The sequence below is a fragment of the Sphingomonas faeni genome (genome assembly GCF_003053745.1).
Lineage (GTDB): Bacteria > Pseudomonadota > Alphaproteobacteria > Sphingomonadales > Sphingomonadaceae > Sphingomonas > Sphingomonas faeni.
Window position 1 is genome coordinate 99,443 of record NZ_QAYE01000003.1, and the last position, 18,003, is coordinate 117,445.

Genomic DNA, 18,003 nt, shown 5'->3' on the forward strand with positions numbered 1-18,003 from the left:
GATGCACGTCGATACCAAATCCACACCAGCAGCCGGAGGCGATGCCAGCCACGGCTACGACGCGCCCGACCTGCGCGTGTTCGTGTTCGCGCTGTTCTTCATCTTCGGCGGCATCACCTCGCTGAACGACATCATCATCCCCAAGATGAAGGAGCTCTTCACGCTCGACCACGCGACCGCGATGCTGGTCCAGTCGGCGTTCTTCCTCGCCTATGCGCTGTTCTCGATCCCTGCCGCCGCGATCGTCCGCAAGGCCGGATACATGCGGACCGCGTCGATCGGTCTCGTGACGATGACCGCGGGCTGCCTGCTGTTCATCCCCGCCGCAGGGCAGGCGAGCTTCGGCATGTTCCTGTTCGCGCTGTTCGTGCTCGGCGCCGGCATCACCGTGGTGCAGGTCGTCGCCAACCCGCTGATCTCCGCGCTCGGCCATCCCAAGTCGGCCTCGAGCCGCCTGACCTTCGCGCAGGCGTTCAACTCGCTCGGCACCACCATCTTCCCGTATGTCGGCTCCGCGTTGATCCTCGGCGGGCTGGCGACGGTCGACTCCTCGAAGCTCACCGGCGCCGCGCTCGACGCCTACCGGACGGAATCGTCGCGGACCGTCGTGCACACCTATATCGGCCTCGCGATTGCGCTGCTGATCGTCGCCGCGGTGGTGTGGACCCGCCGCAACCGGCTCAACGAGGAGCAGGACCAGACCGGCAGCATCTTCCACGCGTTCACGCTGCTGAAGCGCCCGCGCTTCGCGATGGGGACGGCGTGCATCTTCTTGTACGTCGGCGCCGAAGTCGCGGTCGGCTCGCTGATCGTGAACTATCTGATGCAGCCGAGCGTGATGGGCCTGAGCGATGTCGCCGCGGGCAAGCACGTGCCGTTCTACTGGGGCGGCGCGCTGGTCGGCCGGTTCATCGGCGCATACGTGCTGAACAAGGTGTCGCCGGGCAAGGTCCTCGCGGGCGTCGCGACGGGCACGCTGGCGCTGATCCTGATCTCGGCGAACACCGAGGGCGCGCTGTCGGGCTGGGCGTTGCTGGCGATCGGCCTGATGAACGCGGTGATGTTCCCGACGATCTTCAGCCTCGCGTCCGAAGGTCTCGGCAAGCGTGCGGCGGAAGGCTCGGGCGTGATCGCTACGGCGATCGTCGGCGGCGCGATCGTCCCGTATCTGACGGGAATGCTGGCGGACAAGTCGGGCAGCCTGCACTTCGCGCTGCTGCTCCCGGCGATCTGCTACGCGCTGATCCTGGCTTATGGGTTGTATGCGAGGAAGCCGGTGGCGGAAGCGGCCTACTGAGCGTGTTCCCCCGCGAAGGCGGGGGCCCAGACTGGGTCCCCGCCTTCGCGGGGACACATGCTTAGTCGCTAGACCCCAACATCGGCGCGGCCCGTCCGGTTGCCAGATCGGCCTCCGAAAACCGGATCGGCGTACGCAGCCCCGGGACCAGAGACCCATCCGGCCGCGCCACCTCGATAGCCATCCCCCGTGCAATCACCTGCGGATCGTCGAAAGCCTGCGCCACCGTATTGATCGGCCCGGCCGGCACCCCGACCGCCTCCAGCCGCGCGAGCAACTCCAGCTTAGGCACCAGAGACGTCGCCGCCTCGATCCCCGCGAACAGCAATTCCTTGAACGCCAACCGCCCGGCATTGGTCGCGAACCGCGGATCGTCGCGCATCTCGGGCAAGCCCATCGCGTCGCAAAACCGCCGGAACTGCCCGTCATTCCCGACCGCCAGGATGAACCACCCATCGGCACACGGAAACACCGCATACGGACAGACGTTCATATGCGCATTCCCGACCCGCGTCGGCGACACGCCGCTCGCGAACCAGTTCATCGCCTGGTTCGCCAGCACCCCGGTCATCGTGTCGAGCAGCGCCATGTCGATCTGCTGACCCTTGCCGGTCCGCTCGCGCATCGCCAGCGCCGCCTGGATCGCGATCACCGCATACAGCCCGGTCATGATGTCGGCGAACGCGACCCCGATCTTCTGCGGTGCGCCATCGGGCTCGCCGGTCAGGTCCATGATCCCGCTCATGCCCTGGACGATGAAGTCGTAGCCCGCGCGCGGCGCGTAGGGCCCGTCCTGCCCGAACCCTGTGATCGAGCAATATACCAGCCGCGGGTAGATCGCGGCGAGCGTGGCGTAGTCGAGCCCGTATTTGGACAGCCCGCCGACCTTGAAGTTCTCGATCACGACGTCGGCATCGGCGATCAGGTCGCGGACGACAGCCTGTCCTTCAGGCGTGGTAAAGTCAGCCACGACCGACCGCTTGCCCCGATTGGCGGCATGGAAATACGCGGCGTCGTGCGTGCCGTCAGGATTGTCGATGAACGGCGGACCCCAGGTTCGCGTGTCGTCACCGGCCGGGCTTTCGATCTTGACCACCTCGGCACCGAGATCGGCAAGAACCTGTCCCGCCCAAGGACCCGCAAGGATCCGGGCGAGTTCGACCACCTTCAAGCCGGCGAGGGGCGTATCCTTCACCTGTGTTCTCCCGCGAAGGCGGGAGCCCAGACTGGGTCCCCGCCTTCGCGGGGAAACAAACTGCCTAATTTGATCAAAACGCAGCGATACCCGTGATCGCGCGCCCGAGAATCAACGCATGCACGTCATGCGCGCCCTCGTAGGTGTTGACCGTCTCCAGGTTCATCAGGTGACGCATCACCTGATATTCCCCCGAAATCCCGTTGCCGCCATGCATGTCGCGAGACATCCGCGCGATATCGAGCGCCTTGCCGACGTTGTTGCGCTTCACGATCGAAACCATTTCCGGCGCAAACCTGCCCTCGTCCATCAGCCGCCCGACGCGCAACGACGCCTGCAACCCCAGTGCGATCTCGGTCTCCATATCCGCCAGCTTCTTCTGGAAAAGCTGCCGCCCGGCGAGCGGCGTCCCGAACTGGTTGCGATCCAACCCGTACTGCCGCGCCGCATGGAAACAGAACTCCGCCGCGCCGAGCGCACCCCAGGAAATCCCGTACCGCGCGCGATTGAGGCACCCGAACGGCCCCTTCAATCCTTGCACGTCGGGCAGCAGCGCGTCGTCGCCGACCTCGACCTCGTCCATCATCACCATGCCCGTGATCGACGCACGCAACGACAGCTTGCCCTCGATCTTGGGCGTCTCCAGCCCTTTCATCCCGCGCTCCAGGATGAAGCCGCGGATGCCGCCGCCATGCTCGTCGGACTTTGCCCAGATCACGAACACGTCGGCGATCGGCGAATTGGAAATCCACGTCTTCGCACCCGAGATGACATAGCCGTTGGCCGTCTTCTTCGCGCGCGTCGTCATCCCGCCGGGATCGGACCCCGCATCGGGCTCGGTCAGCCCGAAGCAGCCGATCCATTCGCCGGTCGCGAGCTTGGGCAGGTATTTGCGCTTCTGCTCTTCGGACCCGAATGCATTGATCGGGTACATCACGAGGCTCGACTGCACCGACATCATCGAGCGATAGCCCGAGTCGATCCGCTCGACCTCGCGCGCGACCAGACCGTACGCGACATAGGACGCACCGACGCCGCCATATTCCTCCGGGATGGTCGGCCCGAGCAACCCCAACGCACCCATTTCACGGAAAATCGCGGGATCGGTATGCTCGTGCTGGAACGCGTCGATGATCCGGGGTGCGAGCTTGTCGTCGGCATAGGCCTTCGCGCTGTCGCGGATCATCCGCTCGTCCTCGCTCAACTGATCGTCGAGCAGGAACGGATCTGCCCAGTCGAACTTGCCCATCCCGGCCATATGAATCTCCTTCGTTGACCGCCGACTTCGTGGTTCGGCCAGCGAAAGTCCACCCCTCTCAAGCGGTTTAAGCGTCGATCAGCGTCAGTACCGCGATCGTCACATGCTCGCGGTCGCCGATCAACTCGATGCGGTCGACCACGAGATCGACGGCGATATGCCCGCGCATCGCGAACTCCGCTTCGGGCAAGCCCGCGATCCAGTCTCGAAGACCGGGTACGGGCATTGCTGCGATCGTCAACCGGTGCAGCGTGCCGACGAACGTAGCGCTCGCCCAAGGCGTGCACGCAATCGACTCGACGTACATCGTCAGGCCTGCCGCCGCCGCATGGCCGCGAAGCGCGCGGATCAGCAGCGTGCCCGCGTCGGGACCACGGATCGCGTCCATTCTCACGATCCGTGCCGTTCGATAAAGGTTTCGATCCGCGCCACCATCGGCGCGCGCGGCTGGCGACCGAGTCGGAGATCGTGGACCAGCCGCGGATCGCCTACCGCCAACCGGCCGAACTTCGACGTCGGCATGCCGGTCTGCCGTAGATATCGGTCGATCTTGATGAGAACGGACATGGTCGCTCCTTCCTGTTCCTGGCCCCGAGTCCCTGGCCCGGGTCCCTGCCTGTGTTCTTGATCTGTTCCGACAAATCCTACTTGTCTAGGAAAAATCCTACGCTACGGTTCGGGCGTGGCTAGAACCGTGTTTGATCCCGATCCAAGAACCGCGCTGGCAATGCTGGCCGCTGCGCGTGGCGACAGTCTGGCGGCGCTGTCGGCGATGTTGGGGCGCAACGCGGCCTACCTTCAGCAATATGTCGGGCGCGGATCGCCGCGGGTGCTCGGCGAACGCGATCGTCGATTGCTGTCGGAATATCTGGGGGTGAGCGAAGCGACGCTGGGCGCGCCCGCCGACCGGCCGGCAGGGTTTCGCATCCGCAAGCTCGACGTCGCGGCATCGGCGGGGCCGGGCGCGCTGGTCGATGGCGAGATCGTGCTCGGCACCGACACGCTGGACCCCGGCCTCGCGCGAAAACTCGGGCTAAGGGACGGGCAGGCGGCAATCATCCGCGTGCGCGGCACTTCGATGGAGCCGGGACTGTTCGACGGCGATCACATCGTGGTCGACACCGCCGACCGTACGCCGCGTGCAAAGGGGGGGGTGTACGTCATCCGGATCGACGACGCGGTGATGGTAAAGCGCGTCGCCCTTATACGGGGAGCGTTGGTTGCGACGAGCGATAACCCGGACGCGGCGGCTGTGCCGGACGGAGCGATCGCCGTCATCGGCCGCGTAGTCTGGCAAATGCGAGAGCCGCGGTAAGGATGGAGCCGCAGCTTCCTTAAATGGATCCGGTACTCCCGCGAAAGCGGGAGCCCAGGGTTACAACCGACAACGTTCGTGGTCCTGGACCCCCGCTTCCGCGGGGGAACGGGTAGAAAAGCCTCCCCTTGCAGGGATGCCCAGGAGTCAGCGCCCCTGCAGCTTGCTCAGGATGGTCATCGACTGTTCCGAGCCCGACTGCGGGACGATCTCACCAGTCCGGTCGATGATCGCGTCCCAATGTGCCGCGACACCCTCGACCGACAGGTCGTCGCCGGTCAGCAACTTGCCCTGCGTCAGCGTCACGTACGCCGCCTGGAACACGCCGGCACCCGCACCGACGATCATGTTGGTCGGCGCGTCCTCCGACACGAGGAACACCGCGGCTGGCGCGACCTTGTCGGGGGAGAACGCCTTGAACGCTTCCTCGGGGAAGATGTCCTGCGTCATGCGCGTGCCCGCGGTCGGCGCGATCGTGTTGACCTTGATGTTGTTCTTCGCACCCTCGATCGCGAGCGTCTTGGTAAGCCCGGCAAGACCTAGCTTGGCGGCACCGTAGTTCGCCTGGCCGAAATTGCCGAAGAGACCGGTCGACGACGCGGTCATCAGGATGCGGCCGTAATTCTGCGCGCGCATCGTGTCCCATACCGCCTTGGTGGCGTTGGCCGAGCCGTTGAGGTGGACGTCGACGACGAACTTGAAGTCGGCCGGCTCCATCTTGGCGAAGCTCTTGTCGCGCAGCACGCCGGCGTTGTTGATGAGGATGTGGACGCTGCCCCATTTCTCGGAGGCGCGGGCGACCATCTCGACCATCTGGTCGTAGTCGGTGACACTGCCGCCGTTCGACATTGCCTCACCGCCGGCCGCTTCGATTTCCTCGACAACTTTCAGCGCGGCGTCGGAATGTCCGGTGCCGTCGCGCGAAGCACCCAGATCGTTGACCACGACCTTCGCGCCGCGGCGCGCGAGTTCGAGCGCATATTCGCGCCCCAAGCCGCCACCCGCACCGGTCACGATGGCAACCCGGCCGTCAAAGCTAATAGACATGGAAAAGGCGCTCCTCTCTTATCGTTGGAGCGCCTTTCCTAGAACGTAAAGCTAGCCGTGCAAGCGGCGGATAAATCCGCCACTTACGCAGACGTCAGTTACTTGCCGCCGAGGTTGCGGCAGCCGTCCTTGACCGTCTTCGAGCACACCGGATACGTCGCCGGTGCCGGCGTCGGCGGCGTTACCGTCGGCTGGCCGAACGTCACGCGACCTGCGCCCGGCGCCATCGGTGCGCCTGCCATCGGTGCGGCTGGTGCCGCTGCCGGATCGGCAGGAGCCGCCATTGCCTGATCCGCCGGTGCAGCAGGCGCTGCGGGGTCGGCAGGGGCAGCCTGATCGGCCGGGGCCGTCTGCATCGCGGGATCGGCCGGCGCAGGCTGCGCGGCGGGGTCTGCCGGCGGCGTCGTCTGGGCGATCACGGGCGACGCGAGAAGAGCGGCGGCGGCGAGAAGGATGGACTTCATGTGAATCTCCTAAATGGGTGCACCATTTTGGTAGCGCGACGTCTGAACGCACTAAGTCGCGCTTGGGTCCTTCGTTTCGCATCCGATTCCATTCGCCCCATCGCGGGACAGAGTCCTTATCCGCCCGTATCGAGCGAATAACCCGCCGAACGAACGGTGCGGATAATGTCCGGACGTTCGCCGACGTTGATCGCCTTGCGCAGCCGACGGATGTGCACGTCGACCGTCCGGCTCTCGATATCGCTGTCGTGCCCCCACACCGCATCGAGCAGGCGTTCGCGCGAGAACACCCAGCCCGGATGCTCGAGGAAATGCTTCAGCAGGCGGAACTCGGTCGGTCCGAGCGACACGACTTCGCCCGAGCGACGCACCTTGTGGCCGACCGTGTCCATCTCGATGTCGGCATAGCTGAGCGCTTCGCCGGCGAGGGCAGGGCGGACGCGGCGCAACACCGCGCCGACGCGCGCGACGAGTTCGCGCGGCGAGAAGGGCTTGGTCACGTAATCGTCGGCACCGGTTTCGAGGCCCCGCACGCGATCCTCTTCCTCACCGCGCGCGGTGAGCATGATGATCGGCACGTTCTGCGTCTCGGGCGCACGGCGCAGGCGTCGGCACACCTCGATCCCCGACAACCCCTCGACCATCCAGTCGAGCAGGACAATATCGGGCACCTTCTCCTTGGCGAGCAGCAAGGCTTCCTCGCCATCGGGGGTATGCGCGATCTCGAAATCCTCGCGCTTAAAATGCCAGACCAGCAATTCGGCCAGCGCAGCATCGTCCTCGACCAACAGCATTTTTGCGCGTGCCATTATGCCTGCTCCTTCTTTATGCCGCGTTCGCGATCGACCATCTGCGTGCCGGTCGCGGCGAAATAGACCATCTCGGCGACGTTGGTGGCGTGATCGCCGATCCGCTCGAGGTTCTTGGCGACGAACAGCAGATGCGCGACCTGGCCGATCGTCCTGGGGTTCTCGACCATGTAGGTGACGAGCGTGCGGAAGATGCTGTCGTAGAAATCGTCGAGCGCATTGTCGCATTCGACGACGCGGACGGCTTCCTCGGGGTCGCGCGCGGCAAACGCGTCGAGCACGTCGTGGACCATCTCGCTCGCCATCCGGCCCATCGCCGGCAGGATCGAGATCGGCTCGATCCGGTGCTCGCTCTCGATCATGGGCACGCGCTTGGCGATGTTCTTGGCGTAGTCGCCGATCCGCTCGACGACGCCGGCGATCTTCAGCGCGGCGACGACCTCGCGAAGATCGACCGCCATCGGCGCGCGCAGCGCGATGATCCGTACCGCAAGGCGTTCGACCTCCGCCTCGATGACGTCGATCTGCTTGTCGGCGACGCGCACCTGCTCCGCGAGCGCGAGGTCGTTGCGTTGCAGCGCCTGCATCGCCTTGTCGATCGCGTCCTCGGCGAGCCCGCCCATCTGTGAGATCAACCCGCGGAGCTCGCCGATGTCGTTGTCGAAGGCCTTGACCGTATGCGTGTTCATGGTCGTTTCCCGACTCAGCCGTAACGGCCGGTGATGTAATCCTTGGTCCGCTCTTCGCGGGGATTGGTGAAGATGTCCGAGGTGTTGCCGTATTCGACCAGCGTGCCGAGGTGGAAGAACGCGGTCTTCTGACTGACGCGCGCGGCCTGCTGCATGTTGTGCGTGACGATCACCATGGCGTAGCGGCCGCGCAGTTCGTGGATTAGCTCCTCGATCTTGGCGGTCGCGATCGGATCGAGCGCCGAGCACGGTTCGTCCATCAGGATGACCTCCGGATCGACCGCGATCGCGCGCGCGATGCACAGCCGCTGCTGCTGGCCGCCCGACAGCGCGGTGCCGCTGTCGCTCAGGCGATCCTTGACCTCGTCCCACAGGCCGGCGCGACGCAGCGACTTCTCGACGATCCGGTCGAGATCCGCCTTGGCGCCCGCCAGCCCGTGGATGCGCGGGCCATAGGCGACGTTCTCGTAGATCGATTTCGGAAATGGGTTGGGCTTCTGGAAGACCATGCCGACGCGCGCGCGGAGTTGCACCACGTCCATGTCGGGCGAATAGATGTCCTGGCCGTCGAGCTTGATCTCGCCGGTGACGCGCGCGCTGGCAACGGTGTCGTTCATGCGGTTGAGCGTGCGCAGGAAGGTCGACTTGCCGCAGCCCGACGGGCCGATGAACGCGACCACCTCGTCCTGGTCGACGTCGATCGAGACGTCGTTGATCGCGATCTTGCTGCCATAGGCGACAGAGACGTTGCGCGCCGTCATCTTGAGGACGGGAGGCTTGAAAGGTTTTGGCATCACCAGCGGGTCTCGAATCGGTTGCGGAGGTAGATCGCGACGCCGTTCATCGCGAGCAGGAACACGAGCAGGACGATGATCGCGGCGGAGGTCTTCTCGACGAAGCCACGGCTGACCTGATCGGACCAGAGGAAGATTTGGACGGGTAGCACGGTCGCGGGATCGCTTAGCCCGGACGGCGGGGCTGCAATGAACGCGCGCATGCCGATCATCAGCAGCGGCGCGGTCTCGCCGAGCGCACGCGCCATGCCGATGATCGTGCCGGTGAGGATACCGGGCAGCGCGAGCGGCAGGACGTGGTGGAAGACGACCTGCACCGGCGATGCGCCGATGCCGAGCGCGGCGTCTCGGATCGACGGCGGGACGGCCTTGATCGCGTTGCGGCCGGCGATGACGATGACCGGCATCGTCATCAGCGCGAGCGTGAGACCGCCGACGATCGGCGCCGAACGCGGCATGCCGAACGTGCCGAGGAACACGGCCAACCCGAGCAGCCCGAAGATGATCGACGGCACCGCGGCGAGGTTGTTGATCGAGACCTCGATCAGGTCGGTCCAGCGGTTCTTCGGCGCATATTCCTCGAGGTACAGCGCGGATAGCACGCCGATCGGGAAAGCCAGCAGCAACGTGACGATCATCGTCAACAGCGACCCCTTGAACGCCCCCCAGATCCCGACGCGGGTGGCGTCGGTCGAGTCCGCCGAGGTGAGGAAGCCCGCGTTGAACCCACGGGTCAGCGCGCCGCTCGCCTTCAGCCGCGCGACGATCGCTTCGGCGTCGCGCGTGCCGTTGCCCTTGGCGGCGACATCGATCGGGCTGGATACGGGGACCTCGAACACGGTCCTGCGCTGAAGCAGCGACGGGTCGGCCTTGATCGCATCGCGCACCACCGCCCAGGCGCCGTCGGACAGGAGGTCGGTGCCGTCCTTGCCGAACGCCTTCGTGGCGGCGAGGTCGACCGTGCCTTCGAGTCCTGCGCCAGCGAGCGCGAGATCGGCGCCGCGACCGACAAGGCGGGCGGGCTCGATCGGCAGCTTGGCGGCGGCGAGATCGACCGGGAGCGACACGCGCGTCTCGACAAACCCGCTCGCGCCCTGCATCACCATCGTGATCAGCAGGTAGGCGAGGAAGGCGGCGGACAGCCACACCGCGGCGAGCCCGGCGAAGCGGAAGCGACGCTCGGACGCATAGCGGCGCCGGATGCGCGACTGCATCGCCTGCGTCGTCCAGTCGGTCGGCACGCGGCGCACGGGCTCCGCATTCGTCACCGGAATCTGGGGCACGAGCGTGTCACTCATAGGCTTCGCGGTACCGTTTGACGACGCGCAGCGCGACGATGTTGAGGAGGAGCGTGACCACGAACAGCGTCAGGCCGAGCGCGAATGCGGCAAGCGTCTTGGGGCTGTCGAACTCGGCCTCGCCGGTCAGCAGGTCGACGATCTGCTTGGTGACCGTGGTGGTGCTGGCGAACGGGTTGAGCGTCAGCGTCGCGACGCCGGACGCGGCCATCACGACGATCATCGTCTCGCCGATCGCGCGCGACACGGCCAGCAGCACGCCGCCGACGACGCCGGGTAGGGCTGCCGGGAGCAGCACGCGGCGGATCGTCTCGGACGAGGTCGCGCCCATCGCGAGGCTGCCGTCACGCATCGACGAGGGGACCGCGGCGATCGAGTCGTCGGCCATCGACGACACGAACGGAATGATCATGATGCCCATCACGAGACCCGCGGCGAGCGCGCTTTCCGACGACGCCCAGCTGATCCCGACCGATACGGCGAGGTCACGTACCGCGGGGGCGACGGTCAGCGCGGCGAAATAGCCGTAGACGACGGTCGGCACGCCCGCGAGCACCTCGAGGATCGGCTTCATCCATTTGCGCGTGTTGGGCGCGGCATATTGCGTAAGGTAGATCGCGCTCATCAGCCCGAACGGAATGGCGACGATCATCGCGATCACCGCGCCGATGAAGAACGTCCCCCAGAACAGCGGCACCGCGCCGAGCGACGCGCCCGGATCGCGGCCGTCGATCACCTGCGGGCTCCAGTGCGTGCCGAACAGGAAATCGGTGATCGGCACGACCGAGAAGAACCGCGCGGATTCGTACAGCAGCGAGGCGACGATACCGACCGTGGTCAGGATCGCGATCAGCGACGCGCCGAGCAGCATCAGCATCACGACCCGCTCGACCTGCGTCCGCGCGCCGAAGCCGGGCTTGACGCGGGTGAAGGCGAACGCGCCACCTGCGAACGCGAGCAGGAGGGCGGCGGCGGTGGCGATCCAGTCGTAGCGCGATTGCGCCGCGGCGTAGGACGGGGCGAGCGTGCGTGCGAGCCCGTGGAACGCGCCGAAGCTGCGGCCCTCCGCGAGGCTACGCGCTTCGGACAGGATCGAGGCGCGGTCGAAGCCGGGCGGGGGGAGCTGGATCGCTGCCGGGGTCGCAAGCACCGCATCGGTGACGAGCGCCGGCGCGGTCATCGACCAGACGACGAGGAAGACGAGCGGCGGGATGGCTGTCCACAGCGCGACGTACCAGCCGTGGTGCGAAGGCAGCGAACTGAACCGCACGGTGCTGCCGGTACGGAACCGCGTGGCGCGGACTCGTGCGGTAAGCCAGCCGATGAGGCCCAGGCCGAGGACTAGGAAGAGAAGAGCGATGGGGGACATTATACTTCTCGCCCGCAATGATTGGTTGCGCGCATGCGCACCAAGTCATTAGCCGCCACCCCGGCGAAGGCCGGGGCCCAGTTGGAAAGGTCGAGGTAACGGGGCGCAGCGCCAGCCAATGCAACGGTGCCCAAATGGGCCCCGGCCTCCGCCGGGGTGGTGGCCTTGTGTGAACCAAACGTAGCCGAACCCCGGTTCCCCCGCGGATGCGGGGGCCCAGCTAAGTTCCGATGGCGTGCTTGGCCCCTGGGCCCCCGCGTTCGCGGGGGAACTAGGGCGGGAGCGAGGTTGGAGGATAAGCGACTCACGACAACACCGCGGGATCGAGCACGGTCTCGTTCGCGATAATCGCCGCAGACCGCGCCTGGATCGCCGCCGGCGAAGCAATCAACCCCCGCTTTACCAACGGCCCCGTCGCCCCCCAGTTCGCCGCATACAGCTTCAACAAGTTCCGCAAGCCCGGGATCGCCGTCAAATGCGCCTTCTTCACATAGATATAGAGCGGCCGAGACCCCGGATACGCATTGTCCGCGATCGTCGCATAGGTCGGAGCCACGCCCGAGATCGATACCCCGTTCACGTTGTCCTTGTTCTCTTCGAGATAGCTGTACCCGAACACGCCGATCGCATTCGGATTCGACTGCAATTTCTGGACGATCAGATTGTCGTTCTCGCCCGCATCGACATACACGCCGTCCTCGCGCACCCGCGTGCACAACGCCTTGTGCGCCTCGGCATCCGACTTCGCGAGCGCCTTGGCCGAAGGATCGCTAGCCTCGCACCCCTTGGTCAGGATCAGCTCGGCCAGCGCATCGCGCGTGCCACTGGTCGCCGGTGGCCCGTAAACCTGGATCGGCACAGCGGGCAGCGCAGGATTGACGTCGTGCCACACCCGAGCCGTGTTCACCTTGCCCCCCGGATTGGCGGCGAGCGCCTTGTAGAGATCGGTCGGCGTCAGCTGCATCTTGGGGCCGTTCTTCGCCTCGGCAAAGGCGATGCCGTCGATCCCGACCTGGATCTCGATCACGTCGCGCACGCCGTTCTTCGCGCACGTCGCGTACTCGCTCGCCTTCATCCGCCGTGACGCGTCCTCGATATCGGGATGCGCCGCGCCGACGCCTGCGCAGAACAGCTTCATGCCCGCGCCGGTGCCGGTCGATTCGATCACCGGCGCCTTCGCGTCGGGATCGTTGGCGACGAGTTGCTCGGCGATCATCGTCGTGAACGGATAGACCGTCGACGACCCGACAGCCGTGATTTGGTCACGCGAGCCCGCACCGCCGCCGTTCGCCTGATCGACGCACGCGGCCAGAGCCCCAACCACCCCTAAAAGAACGAACTGCTGCACCAGAATTCCCGTCATGCACCGGCCTTAGCGGTACTTAAGACGATCCTGTGTGACAGTTGGGTTACCCTTTTATGACAGCGCCTTTGGCTGCGCCGCCGCTCGGGGGCAGGATGACGGAAACCACCGTCCCGACGCCGACCTGACTGGCGATATCGAGCCGTCCTCGGTGCCGCTCGACGATATGCTTGACGATCGCCAGCCCGAGACCCGTACCGCCCAGCGACCGGCTGCGTCCCGCATCCGCGCGATAGAAGCGCTCGGTCAGCCGCGGGATGTGCACCGCCGCGATCCCGTCGCCCTCGTCGCGGATCGACAGGCGGATCATCCCGGCATCGTCGCGCTTCAGCTCGATCGTCACCGGCGTCCCCGCGCGCCCGTATTTCATCGCATTGCCGATGAGGTTGTGGAGCATCTGCGACAGCTGCACCCGATCCCCCGACACCGAGGAGAGGTTCGGATCGATCGTCGCGACCAAATCGTGCCCGCGATCGCCCGCGGCATCGGCGAGTTCCTCGCGCGTGTCCTCGACGAGTTGCGCGAAATCGACCGCCTGGTCGGGCAGGCGAAACTTCTCCGCCTCGATGCGCGACAGCGAGATCAGGTCCTCGACCAGCCGCTGCATCCGCCGCGCCTCGTCGTCCATCACCTTCAGGAACCGCGCACGGACCTCGGCATCCTCGCCCGCCTCGTCGCGCAACGTCTCGATAAAGCCGAGGATCGACGCCAACGGCGTGCGTAATTCATGACTCGCATTGGCGACGAAATCGATCCGCATCCGCTCGGCGGCATAGTTGCCGGTCTGATCGACGAGGTGGACGATGCGCTGGCCCTCCGACGTCTCGCTGAGCAGCATTTCCCAGCGCTGGTCGCGCGTGCCGAGCCCGACCAGTTCGATCGGCCGCTCGCCGTCGATCGGCCCCGGCGTTCCCAGCCGTTCGGCGGCGGCAGGATGGCGGATCGCGACGCGCGCGTCCTCGCCAAGGATATGCGCCCCGAGCAACGTCCGCGCGGCGCGATTGGCGACCACCACACGTCCATCCTCGACCAGCATCACCGGCGCGACGATCGCGTCGAGAACGTCGTCGAGCACGGACGGCGACACGCTTGTCGCGTCATCCAAGGCAGGCGCCTCGTCGCCGGTTCCGGCGGCGACCAAAGCGGCGGCGATTCCCCCGACAAGCGCGACGATCGCGCCCTGCACGTCATGCGTAAGCGCGAACACCGCCACGGCAGCGATGACGACCACGACGATCGCCCAAAACGTACGCAGGCCAAATCCGGAAAGCATTGCGGTCTCCTGGGACGGAATCGACGTCCATGCGCAGCGCCATACAGCGGCACGGTGCAAACCGGTATCGTCTGTTGGCGCCGTCGACTTGCCGACCGCGGAATTGAACGGCGTGCGAAGTCGTCCTACTCCGGCACGCTCTTCCAAGCGTCGATACGGCGATGTTGTCAGCGCTTCAGGATTATGAAAGGGCTGTGGTCTAGCAGGGGCATCATGGACGACATCGAACTCAACCAGGACCCGGTCGCAACCGCGGAGACCGACACCGGCGTTCCATCGCGTCGTCGCGTGCTGGCGTTGGGTGCAGTGACGGCGGGTGCGGTCATGTCGATCCGTCCGGCGCTGGCCCAAACCGCCGGCTCGGTGCTGAACTGTGAGATCCCCGTGCCCGATCCGGGCCGCGCCGGCAGCTATATTGATGCGAACGGCGGCGTCGTACCGGCGCGTACGAAGGGCGCATTCCCACCCTCGACGCGCGCGTTCAAGGGCGAAGAGGTCAAGCGCGCGATGGCGAGCGGCAGCACGCTGCCCGGCACCGATTCGGACCGCAGCCGCGCGTACGTCAAATATATCCGCCGGTTGCAGCGCGGCCAGGGCGGCTTCACCTGCTTCGCATCGTTGCAGATGCCGCGCGGCTGAAGCCGTGTCGGGGACGATCTTTCGGGGACCGCTCGACGGAGGCCTGCTGATCGCGCCGCTCGATGAATTCACCGCGGTCTATCATCGCGCGTCGGGGATCACGCACTTGCTGACCGAACCCGCGCCGCAGATTCTAGCGGTGCTGGGCGAGGGGGCATCGTCGCTGGACGTCCTCCTGGAGCGGCTTGGACGGGACTATGATCTCGACGACGGTACGCCTGAGGCTTTGGCGGCACGGCTCGAAGAACTCGTCGAAGCCGGACTGATTGAGCGGGCATGAGGTACGCCTTTTCCGTCCGCATCGGGCCGATCGGTTTCCGCATCGGCTCCGACTGGCGCGCGCCGATCGCCGAACTCCAAAGCCTGTACCGCGATTACCCTAAGCCGCACGACGGCGTGCCGGACTTCACCGTGCGCCTGTTTGCGCGGCGTCCGTGGCGACGGTTAATCCGCCCGTCCGTCGAGATCGGTGGCGACTACATGCTCCCTGAAGCTGCACCTTTGCCGCTCCGCCAAGGATTGCTCGCAGCCGAGATGGCGATGAATCTGCAGATGGCGCTGGGCGCCCGCCGCTATCTGCTGCTCCACGCATCCGCAGTCGAACGCGATGGTCGCGCGCTGTTGATGACCGGCATTTCGGGCGCTGGAAAATCGACGCTCGCGACGTTGCTCGCGGTGAAGGGCTGGCGGTTCATGGGGGACGAGTTCGCGCTGCTCGATCCCGCGACCGGGCTGATCCATGCGTTCCCGCGATTGATCAGTCTCAAGAATGAAGCGATCGCGGCGGCCGAGGCGGCATGGCCGACCGCGCGGATGGGGCCGCTGATGCCGGCGACGCCGAAAGGCGACATCCGCCACATGGTCCCCGACGCGCGTGCGATCGCGGCGATGGATGTGCCCGCCACGCCCGCGCTGCTCGTGTTTCCGCGCTATGGTTTCGAGGCGGAGACGCGACCGGTGCCGCCGGCCGAGGCGTTCGTGCGGATGACACAGGCCTCGACGAATTACGTCGCGCTGGGCGAGGCCGGCTTTCGGTCGCTGACGGGCTTGATCGCCGACGTTCCTTCGGTCGCGATCGATTATCCGGACGGTGCGAGCGCGATCGAGCAGGTCGAAGCGCTATGGTCCGCCCTGTGAACGATGCCCACATCCTTGCTCGCGCGCTCGCCGATCCGGCCAGCATCGTCGGGCTCGATTGGGACGGCTGGACCGCACTGCTGACGATGGCGCGAGCGGAGCAGTTGATCGGTACGCTGGCGATGCGTCTCGACGGCCTGCCGATGCCGGATAGCGTGAAGGCCATCCTGGCCGACGCCCGCGCCGCCGCCGAGCACGGCCGCCGTGCCGCGCTATGGGAGGCCGAGATGGCACGGCGGGCGCTATCTGCGGTCGATTGCCCAGTCATCCTGCTGAAGGGCACCGCGTTCGTCGCCGCGGGATTGTCGGCAGGGCAGGGGCGTTCGATCGGCGACCTCGATATTCTGGTGCCGCGTGTATCGCTCGATGCGGTCGAGGCGGCGCTGCTCGCGGCCGGTTGGGAATGGGTGAAGCCCGACCCGTATGACGATGTCTATTACCGCCGCTGGATGCACGAGCTCCCCCCGCTGATTCATCGCGACCGCGACCGGATGATCGACGTCCACCACACCATATTGCCGCTAACCGCGCGAATTACGCCCGATGCGGCGGCGCTTATCGACGGAAGCATGGCGCTGGAGAATGGTCTGCGAACGCTCTCCCCCAACGGCATGCTGGTTCACGCCGCGGCGCATCTGTTCGCCGATGGCGATCTCGCCGGTGGCTTGCGCAACCTGTGGGATATCCGCTGTCTGGTCGATGACTTCGGCATGGACGGGCTCGATGCGGAAGCGCAAAGCCACGGACTATGCCAAGAAGTCGGCCGGTCGCTCCGGGTGATCGATGCGCTCTTCGGCAACGGCAAGCCGACCGGCATCGATCGTTTCTACATTCGCCGCATCACCGCGCGAGATGGCTGGGGCAGGCCGACCCGACCATTAACCCGGCTAGCCTTCTACGTCCGCTCGCACTGGCTACGCATGCCCCCGGCAATGCTCGCCCGCCACCTCTGGACGAAGTGGCGCAAGGCTTAGTTGAGACGCGCGCCACGTTTGCGCCGGACGGCCCAGACGATAAGCAACACGACGGTGATCGCAAACGTATCGGCGATCCAGTCGTAGATGTCGCAATCGCGGTGGAGCGACGGGATCGCCTGCAGGACCTCGATCATCGCGCCGAGGAACGACAGCCGCTCGCCGATCCGGAACAGCCGCGCGGTCGGGAACGACAGCGCCGCCAGCAACGCCATCGTCGCAAAAGCGAGCATGTGCCCGAACTTGTCGCCGAACTGGTCGATCGGCATGTGCGGCGGCTTCGGCAGCAAAGCCATCGTCACCGCGAAGACGATCGCCACGATCAGGGCGATACGCGTGAGCGTTGTCCGGTTCATGCGCCAAGCCTTTCGAGCGTCGGGATGAGTTCGTCGAAACCGTCGATCACCGCGTCGGCGCCAAGCTCTGCTACGGGCTGCATCAGAAAACCGAAGCTGCACGCGATCGTCGGCAGGCCTGCTGCTTGCCCCGCCTGGATGTCGAAGATCGAATCGCCGACGAACGCCGCGCGGTCTCCGCCGCCCCCGCTTTCACGACACAGCTTCACCATCTCGTGGATCGGCATCGGAGAGGGCTTCGACTCCGTCATCGTATCGCCGCCGAGGATGCACGCAAAACGATCGGTCAGCCCGAGCTCGCCCAGCACGGTCCGCGCGAACCGTTCGATCTTGTTGGTGACGATCCCCAGCGTCACGCCCTTCGCAGTCAAAGCGTCCAGCGCTGCGATCACACCTGGGTAAGGCTTTGTCAGCACGCAGATATTCGCCTCGTAATAGGCGAGCAGTTTGGCATGCAGCGCATCGAGCATCGGTTCGTCATAGCCGCCGGTCGCGGTCAGGCCCTGCTTGAGCATGTGCCGCGCGCCGCCGCCGATCATCGGCTTGACCTGCGCGACGGTGAGGGGCGGGCGACCGACCGTAGCGAGCGCGTGGTTGACGGCGGCGGCTAGGTCGCCGCTCGTGTCGAGCAACGTGCCGTCTAGGTCGAACCCGACGATATCGAATAAAAAATGCGTCATTGGGGGCGGGCCTGCCAGCGAGACTATGGAATTGGCAAGGCTTTCG

21 protein-coding genes are annotated in these 18,003 nt (G+C 65.9%); 6 read left to right on the forward strand and 15 right to left on the reverse strand.

Translation table 11 applies throughout. The features are described 5' to 3' along the window. Position 1: 1 nt before the first annotated feature. Complete coding sequence (locus C8J25_RS07020; protein ID WP_107953608.1) at positions 2–1,297, forward strand: sugar MFS transporter; 1,296 nt, start codon at positions 2–4, stop codon at positions 1,295–1,297. 61 nt (positions 1,298–1,358) lie between these two features. On the opposite strand, the gene C8J25_RS07025 is transcribed toward C8J25_RS07020, so the two are convergent. The 4 genes from C8J25_RS07025 to C8J25_RS20665 form a co-directional block, all read right to left on the reverse strand. After that, a complete protein-coding gene (locus C8J25_RS07025) occupies positions 1,359–2,492 on the reverse strand; it encodes a CaiB/BaiF CoA transferase family protein (protein ID WP_107953611.1) in 1,134 nt (377 codons plus the stop codon). Between the two features lie 73 nt (positions 2,493–2,565). After that, positions 2,566–3,750 (reverse strand): acyl-CoA dehydrogenase, encoded by a 1,185-nt coding sequence (locus tag C8J25_RS07030; RefSeq protein ID WP_056055772.1) that lies wholly within the window; start codon positions 3,748–3,750, stop codon positions 2,566–2,568. 67 nt (positions 3,751–3,817) lie between these two features. Further along, positions 3,818–4,138, reverse strand: a complete 321-nt coding sequence (locus C8J25_RS07035) for a hypothetical protein (protein WP_107953613.1) — start codon at positions 4,136–4,138, stop codon at positions 3,818–3,820. Between the two features lie 2 nt (positions 4,139–4,140). Continuing rightward, the gene (locus C8J25_RS20665) at positions 4,141–4,317 is read right to left on the reverse strand and encodes a hypothetical protein (RefSeq protein ID WP_165895153.1); all 177 of its coding nucleotides are present in this window, start codon (positions 4,315–4,317) and stop codon (positions 4,141–4,143) included. 115 nt (positions 4,318–4,432) lie between these two features. Between C8J25_RS20665 and C8J25_RS07040 the strand changes: the two genes are divergently transcribed. Then, complete coding sequence (locus tag C8J25_RS07040; RefSeq protein WP_244186861.1) at positions 4,433–5,065, forward strand: S24 family peptidase; 633 nt, start codon at positions 4,433–4,435, stop codon at positions 5,063–5,065. Positions 5,066–5,212: 147 nt separating this feature from the next. On the opposite strand, the gene C8J25_RS07045 is transcribed toward C8J25_RS07040, so the two are convergent. The 9 genes from C8J25_RS07045 to C8J25_RS07085 form a co-directional block, all read right to left on the reverse strand. Further along, the gene (locus C8J25_RS07045; RefSeq protein WP_107953617.1) at positions 5,213–6,112 is read right to left on the reverse strand and encodes an SDR family NAD(P)-dependent oxidoreductase; all 900 of its coding nucleotides are present in this window, start codon (positions 6,110–6,112) and stop codon (positions 5,213–5,215) included. Between the two features lie 98 nt (positions 6,113–6,210). Next, positions 6,211–6,576, reverse strand: coding sequence for a hypothetical protein (locus C8J25_RS07050; protein ID WP_107953619.1), 366 nt, complete (start codon positions 6,574–6,576; stop codon positions 6,211–6,213). Positions 6,577–6,692: 116 nt separating this feature from the next. Further along, entirely contained in the window at positions 6,693–7,385 is a 693-nt protein-coding gene (phoB, locus tag C8J25_RS07055) for a phosphate regulon transcriptional regulator PhoB (protein ID WP_055873047.1), read from the reverse strand. Then, positions 7,385–8,074, reverse strand: a complete 690-nt coding sequence (phoU, locus tag C8J25_RS07060; RefSeq protein ID WP_056057297.1) for a phosphate signaling complex protein PhoU — start codon at positions 8,072–8,074, stop codon at positions 7,385–7,387. Before phoU ends, phoB begins: the two co-directional genes overlap by 1 nt. 14 nt (positions 8,075–8,088) lie before the next feature. Continuing rightward, entirely contained in the window at positions 8,089–8,868 is a 780-nt protein-coding gene (gene pstB, locus C8J25_RS07065) for a phosphate ABC transporter ATP-binding protein PstB (RefSeq protein WP_056051462.1), read from the reverse strand. Further along, complete coding sequence (gene pstA, locus C8J25_RS07070) at positions 8,868–10,166, reverse strand: phosphate ABC transporter permease PstA (protein ID WP_107953621.1); 1,299 nt, start codon at positions 10,164–10,166, stop codon at positions 8,868–8,870. Before pstA ends, pstB begins: the two co-directional genes overlap by 1 nt. After that, positions 10,159–11,535 (reverse strand): phosphate ABC transporter permease subunit PstC, encoded by a 1,377-nt coding sequence (gene pstC, locus C8J25_RS07075; RefSeq protein ID WP_107953623.1) that lies wholly within the window; start codon positions 11,533–11,535, stop codon positions 10,159–10,161. Before pstC ends, pstA begins: the two co-directional genes overlap by 8 nt. 304 nt (positions 11,536–11,839) lie before the next feature. After that, on the reverse strand, positions 11,840–12,898 hold the full coding sequence (locus tag C8J25_RS07080) for a substrate-binding domain-containing protein (protein ID WP_107953625.1): 1,059 nt from the start codon (positions 12,896–12,898) through the stop codon (positions 11,840–11,842). Positions 12,899–12,944: 46 nt separating this feature from the next. After that, positions 12,945–14,171: an ATP-binding protein gene (locus tag C8J25_RS07085; RefSeq protein WP_107953627.1), complete on the reverse strand. Its 1,227-nt coding sequence runs from the start codon at positions 14,169–14,171 to the stop codon at positions 12,945–12,947. 213 nt (positions 14,172–14,384) lie between these two features. Here C8J25_RS07085 and C8J25_RS07090 point away from each other — a divergent pair, with 213 nt between their 5' ends. From C8J25_RS07090 to C8J25_RS07105, 4 genes are read left to right on the forward strand one after another with little or no spacing between them, the layout of a single operon-like run. After that, positions 14,385–14,810 (forward strand): hypothetical protein, encoded by a 426-nt coding sequence (locus C8J25_RS07090; RefSeq protein ID WP_107953629.1) that lies wholly within the window; start codon positions 14,385–14,387, stop codon positions 14,808–14,810. A 4-nt stretch (positions 14,811–14,814) separates the two neighbouring features. Continuing rightward, entirely contained in the window at positions 14,815–15,090 is a 276-nt protein-coding gene (locus C8J25_RS07095; RefSeq protein WP_244186863.1) for an HPr-rel-A system PqqD family peptide chaperone, read from the forward strand. After that, on the forward strand, positions 15,087–15,947 hold the full coding sequence (locus C8J25_RS07100; RefSeq protein ID WP_107953631.1) for an HprK-related kinase A: 861 nt from the start codon (positions 15,087–15,089) through the stop codon (positions 15,945–15,947). Before C8J25_RS07095 ends, C8J25_RS07100 begins: the two co-directional genes overlap by 4 nt. Continuing rightward, on the forward strand, positions 15,932–16,921 hold the full coding sequence (locus C8J25_RS07105) for a nucleotidyltransferase domain-containing protein (RefSeq protein WP_107953633.1): 990 nt from the start codon (positions 15,932–15,934) through the stop codon (positions 16,919–16,921). The genes C8J25_RS07100 and C8J25_RS07105 overlap by 16 nt, the downstream gene beginning before the upstream one ends. Here the strand turns inward: C8J25_RS07105 and C8J25_RS07110 are convergent. Together C8J25_RS07110 and C8J25_RS07115 are read right to left on the reverse strand one after the other, a co-directional pair. Beyond that, positions 16,918–17,277, reverse strand: coding sequence for a VanZ family protein (locus tag C8J25_RS07110; RefSeq protein ID WP_107953635.1), 360 nt, complete (start codon positions 17,275–17,277; stop codon positions 16,918–16,920). The two genes, C8J25_RS07105 and C8J25_RS07110, sit on opposite strands and share 4 nt — an antisense overlap. Then, a complete protein-coding gene (locus tag C8J25_RS07115; RefSeq protein WP_107953637.1) occupies positions 17,274–17,957 on the reverse strand; it encodes an HAD family hydrolase in 684 nt (227 codons plus the stop codon). Before C8J25_RS07115 ends, C8J25_RS07110 begins: the two co-directional genes overlap by 4 nt. Positions 17,958–18,003 lie beyond the last annotated feature (46 nt).

Bases quoted from the DNA above. Each gene is read 5' to 3' on its own strand.
- pstB (WP_056051462.1), bottom strand. From the start codon at position 8,868: ATGCCAAAACCTTTCAAGCCTCCCGTCCTCAAGATGACGGCGCGCAAC.
- C8J25_RS07085 (WP_107953627.1), bottom strand. From the start codon at position 14,171: ATGCTTTCCGGATTTGGCCTGCGTACGTTTTGGGCGATCGTCGTGGTC.
- C8J25_RS07050 (WP_107953619.1), bottom strand. From the start codon at position 6,576: ATGAAGTCCATCCTTCTCGCCGCCGCCGCTCTTCTCGCGTCGCCCGTG.
- C8J25_RS07045 (WP_107953617.1), bottom strand. From the start codon at position 6,112: ATGTCTATTAGCTTTGACGGCCGGGTTGCCATCGTGACCGGTGCGGGT.
- phoB (WP_055873047.1), bottom strand. From the start codon at position 7,385: ATGGCACGCGCAAAAATGCTGTTGGTCGAGGACGATGCTGCGCTGGCC.
- C8J25_RS07035 (WP_107953613.1), bottom strand. From the start codon at position 4,138: ATGGACGCGATCCGTGGTCCCGACGCGGGCACGCTGCTGATCCGCGCG.
- C8J25_RS07090 (WP_107953629.1), top strand. From the start codon at position 14,385: ATGGACGACATCGAACTCAACCAGGACCCGGTCGCAACCGCGGAGACC.
- C8J25_RS07100 (WP_107953631.1), top strand. From the start codon at position 15,087: ATGAGGTACGCCTTTTCCGTCCGCATCGGGCCGATCGGTTTCCGCATC.
- phoU (WP_056057297.1), bottom strand. From the start codon at position 8,074: ATGAACACGCATACGGTCAAGGCCTTCGACAACGACATCGGCGAGCTC.
- C8J25_RS07020 (WP_107953608.1), top strand. From the start codon at position 2: ATGCACGTCGATACCAAATCCACACCAGCAGCCGGAGGCGATGCCAGC.
- C8J25_RS20665 (WP_165895153.1), bottom strand. From the start codon at position 4,317: ATGTCCGTTCTCATCAAGATCGACCGATATCTACGGCAGACCGGCATG.
- C8J25_RS07105 (WP_107953633.1), top strand. From the start codon at position 15,932: ATGGTCCGCCCTGTGAACGATGCCCACATCCTTGCTCGCGCGCTCGCC.
- C8J25_RS07115 (WP_107953637.1), bottom strand. From the start codon at position 17,957: ATGACGCATTTTTTATTCGATATCGTCGGGTTCGACCTAGACGGCACG.
- C8J25_RS07030 (WP_056055772.1), bottom strand. From the start codon at position 3,750: ATGGCCGGGATGGGCAAGTTCGACTGGGCAGATCCGTTCCTGCTCGAC.
- pstC (WP_107953623.1), bottom strand. From the start codon at position 11,535: ATGTCCCCCATCGCTCTTCTCTTCCTAGTCCTCGGCCTGGGCCTCATC.
- C8J25_RS07080 (WP_107953625.1), bottom strand. From the start codon at position 12,898: ATGACGGGAATTCTGGTGCAGCAGTTCGTTCTTTTAGGGGTGGTTGGG.
- C8J25_RS07110 (WP_107953635.1), bottom strand. From the start codon at position 17,277: ATGAACCGGACAACGCTCACGCGTATCGCCCTGATCGTGGCGATCGTC.
- pstA (WP_107953621.1), bottom strand. From the start codon at position 10,166: ATGAGTGACACGCTCGTGCCCCAGATTCCGGTGACGAATGCGGAGCCC.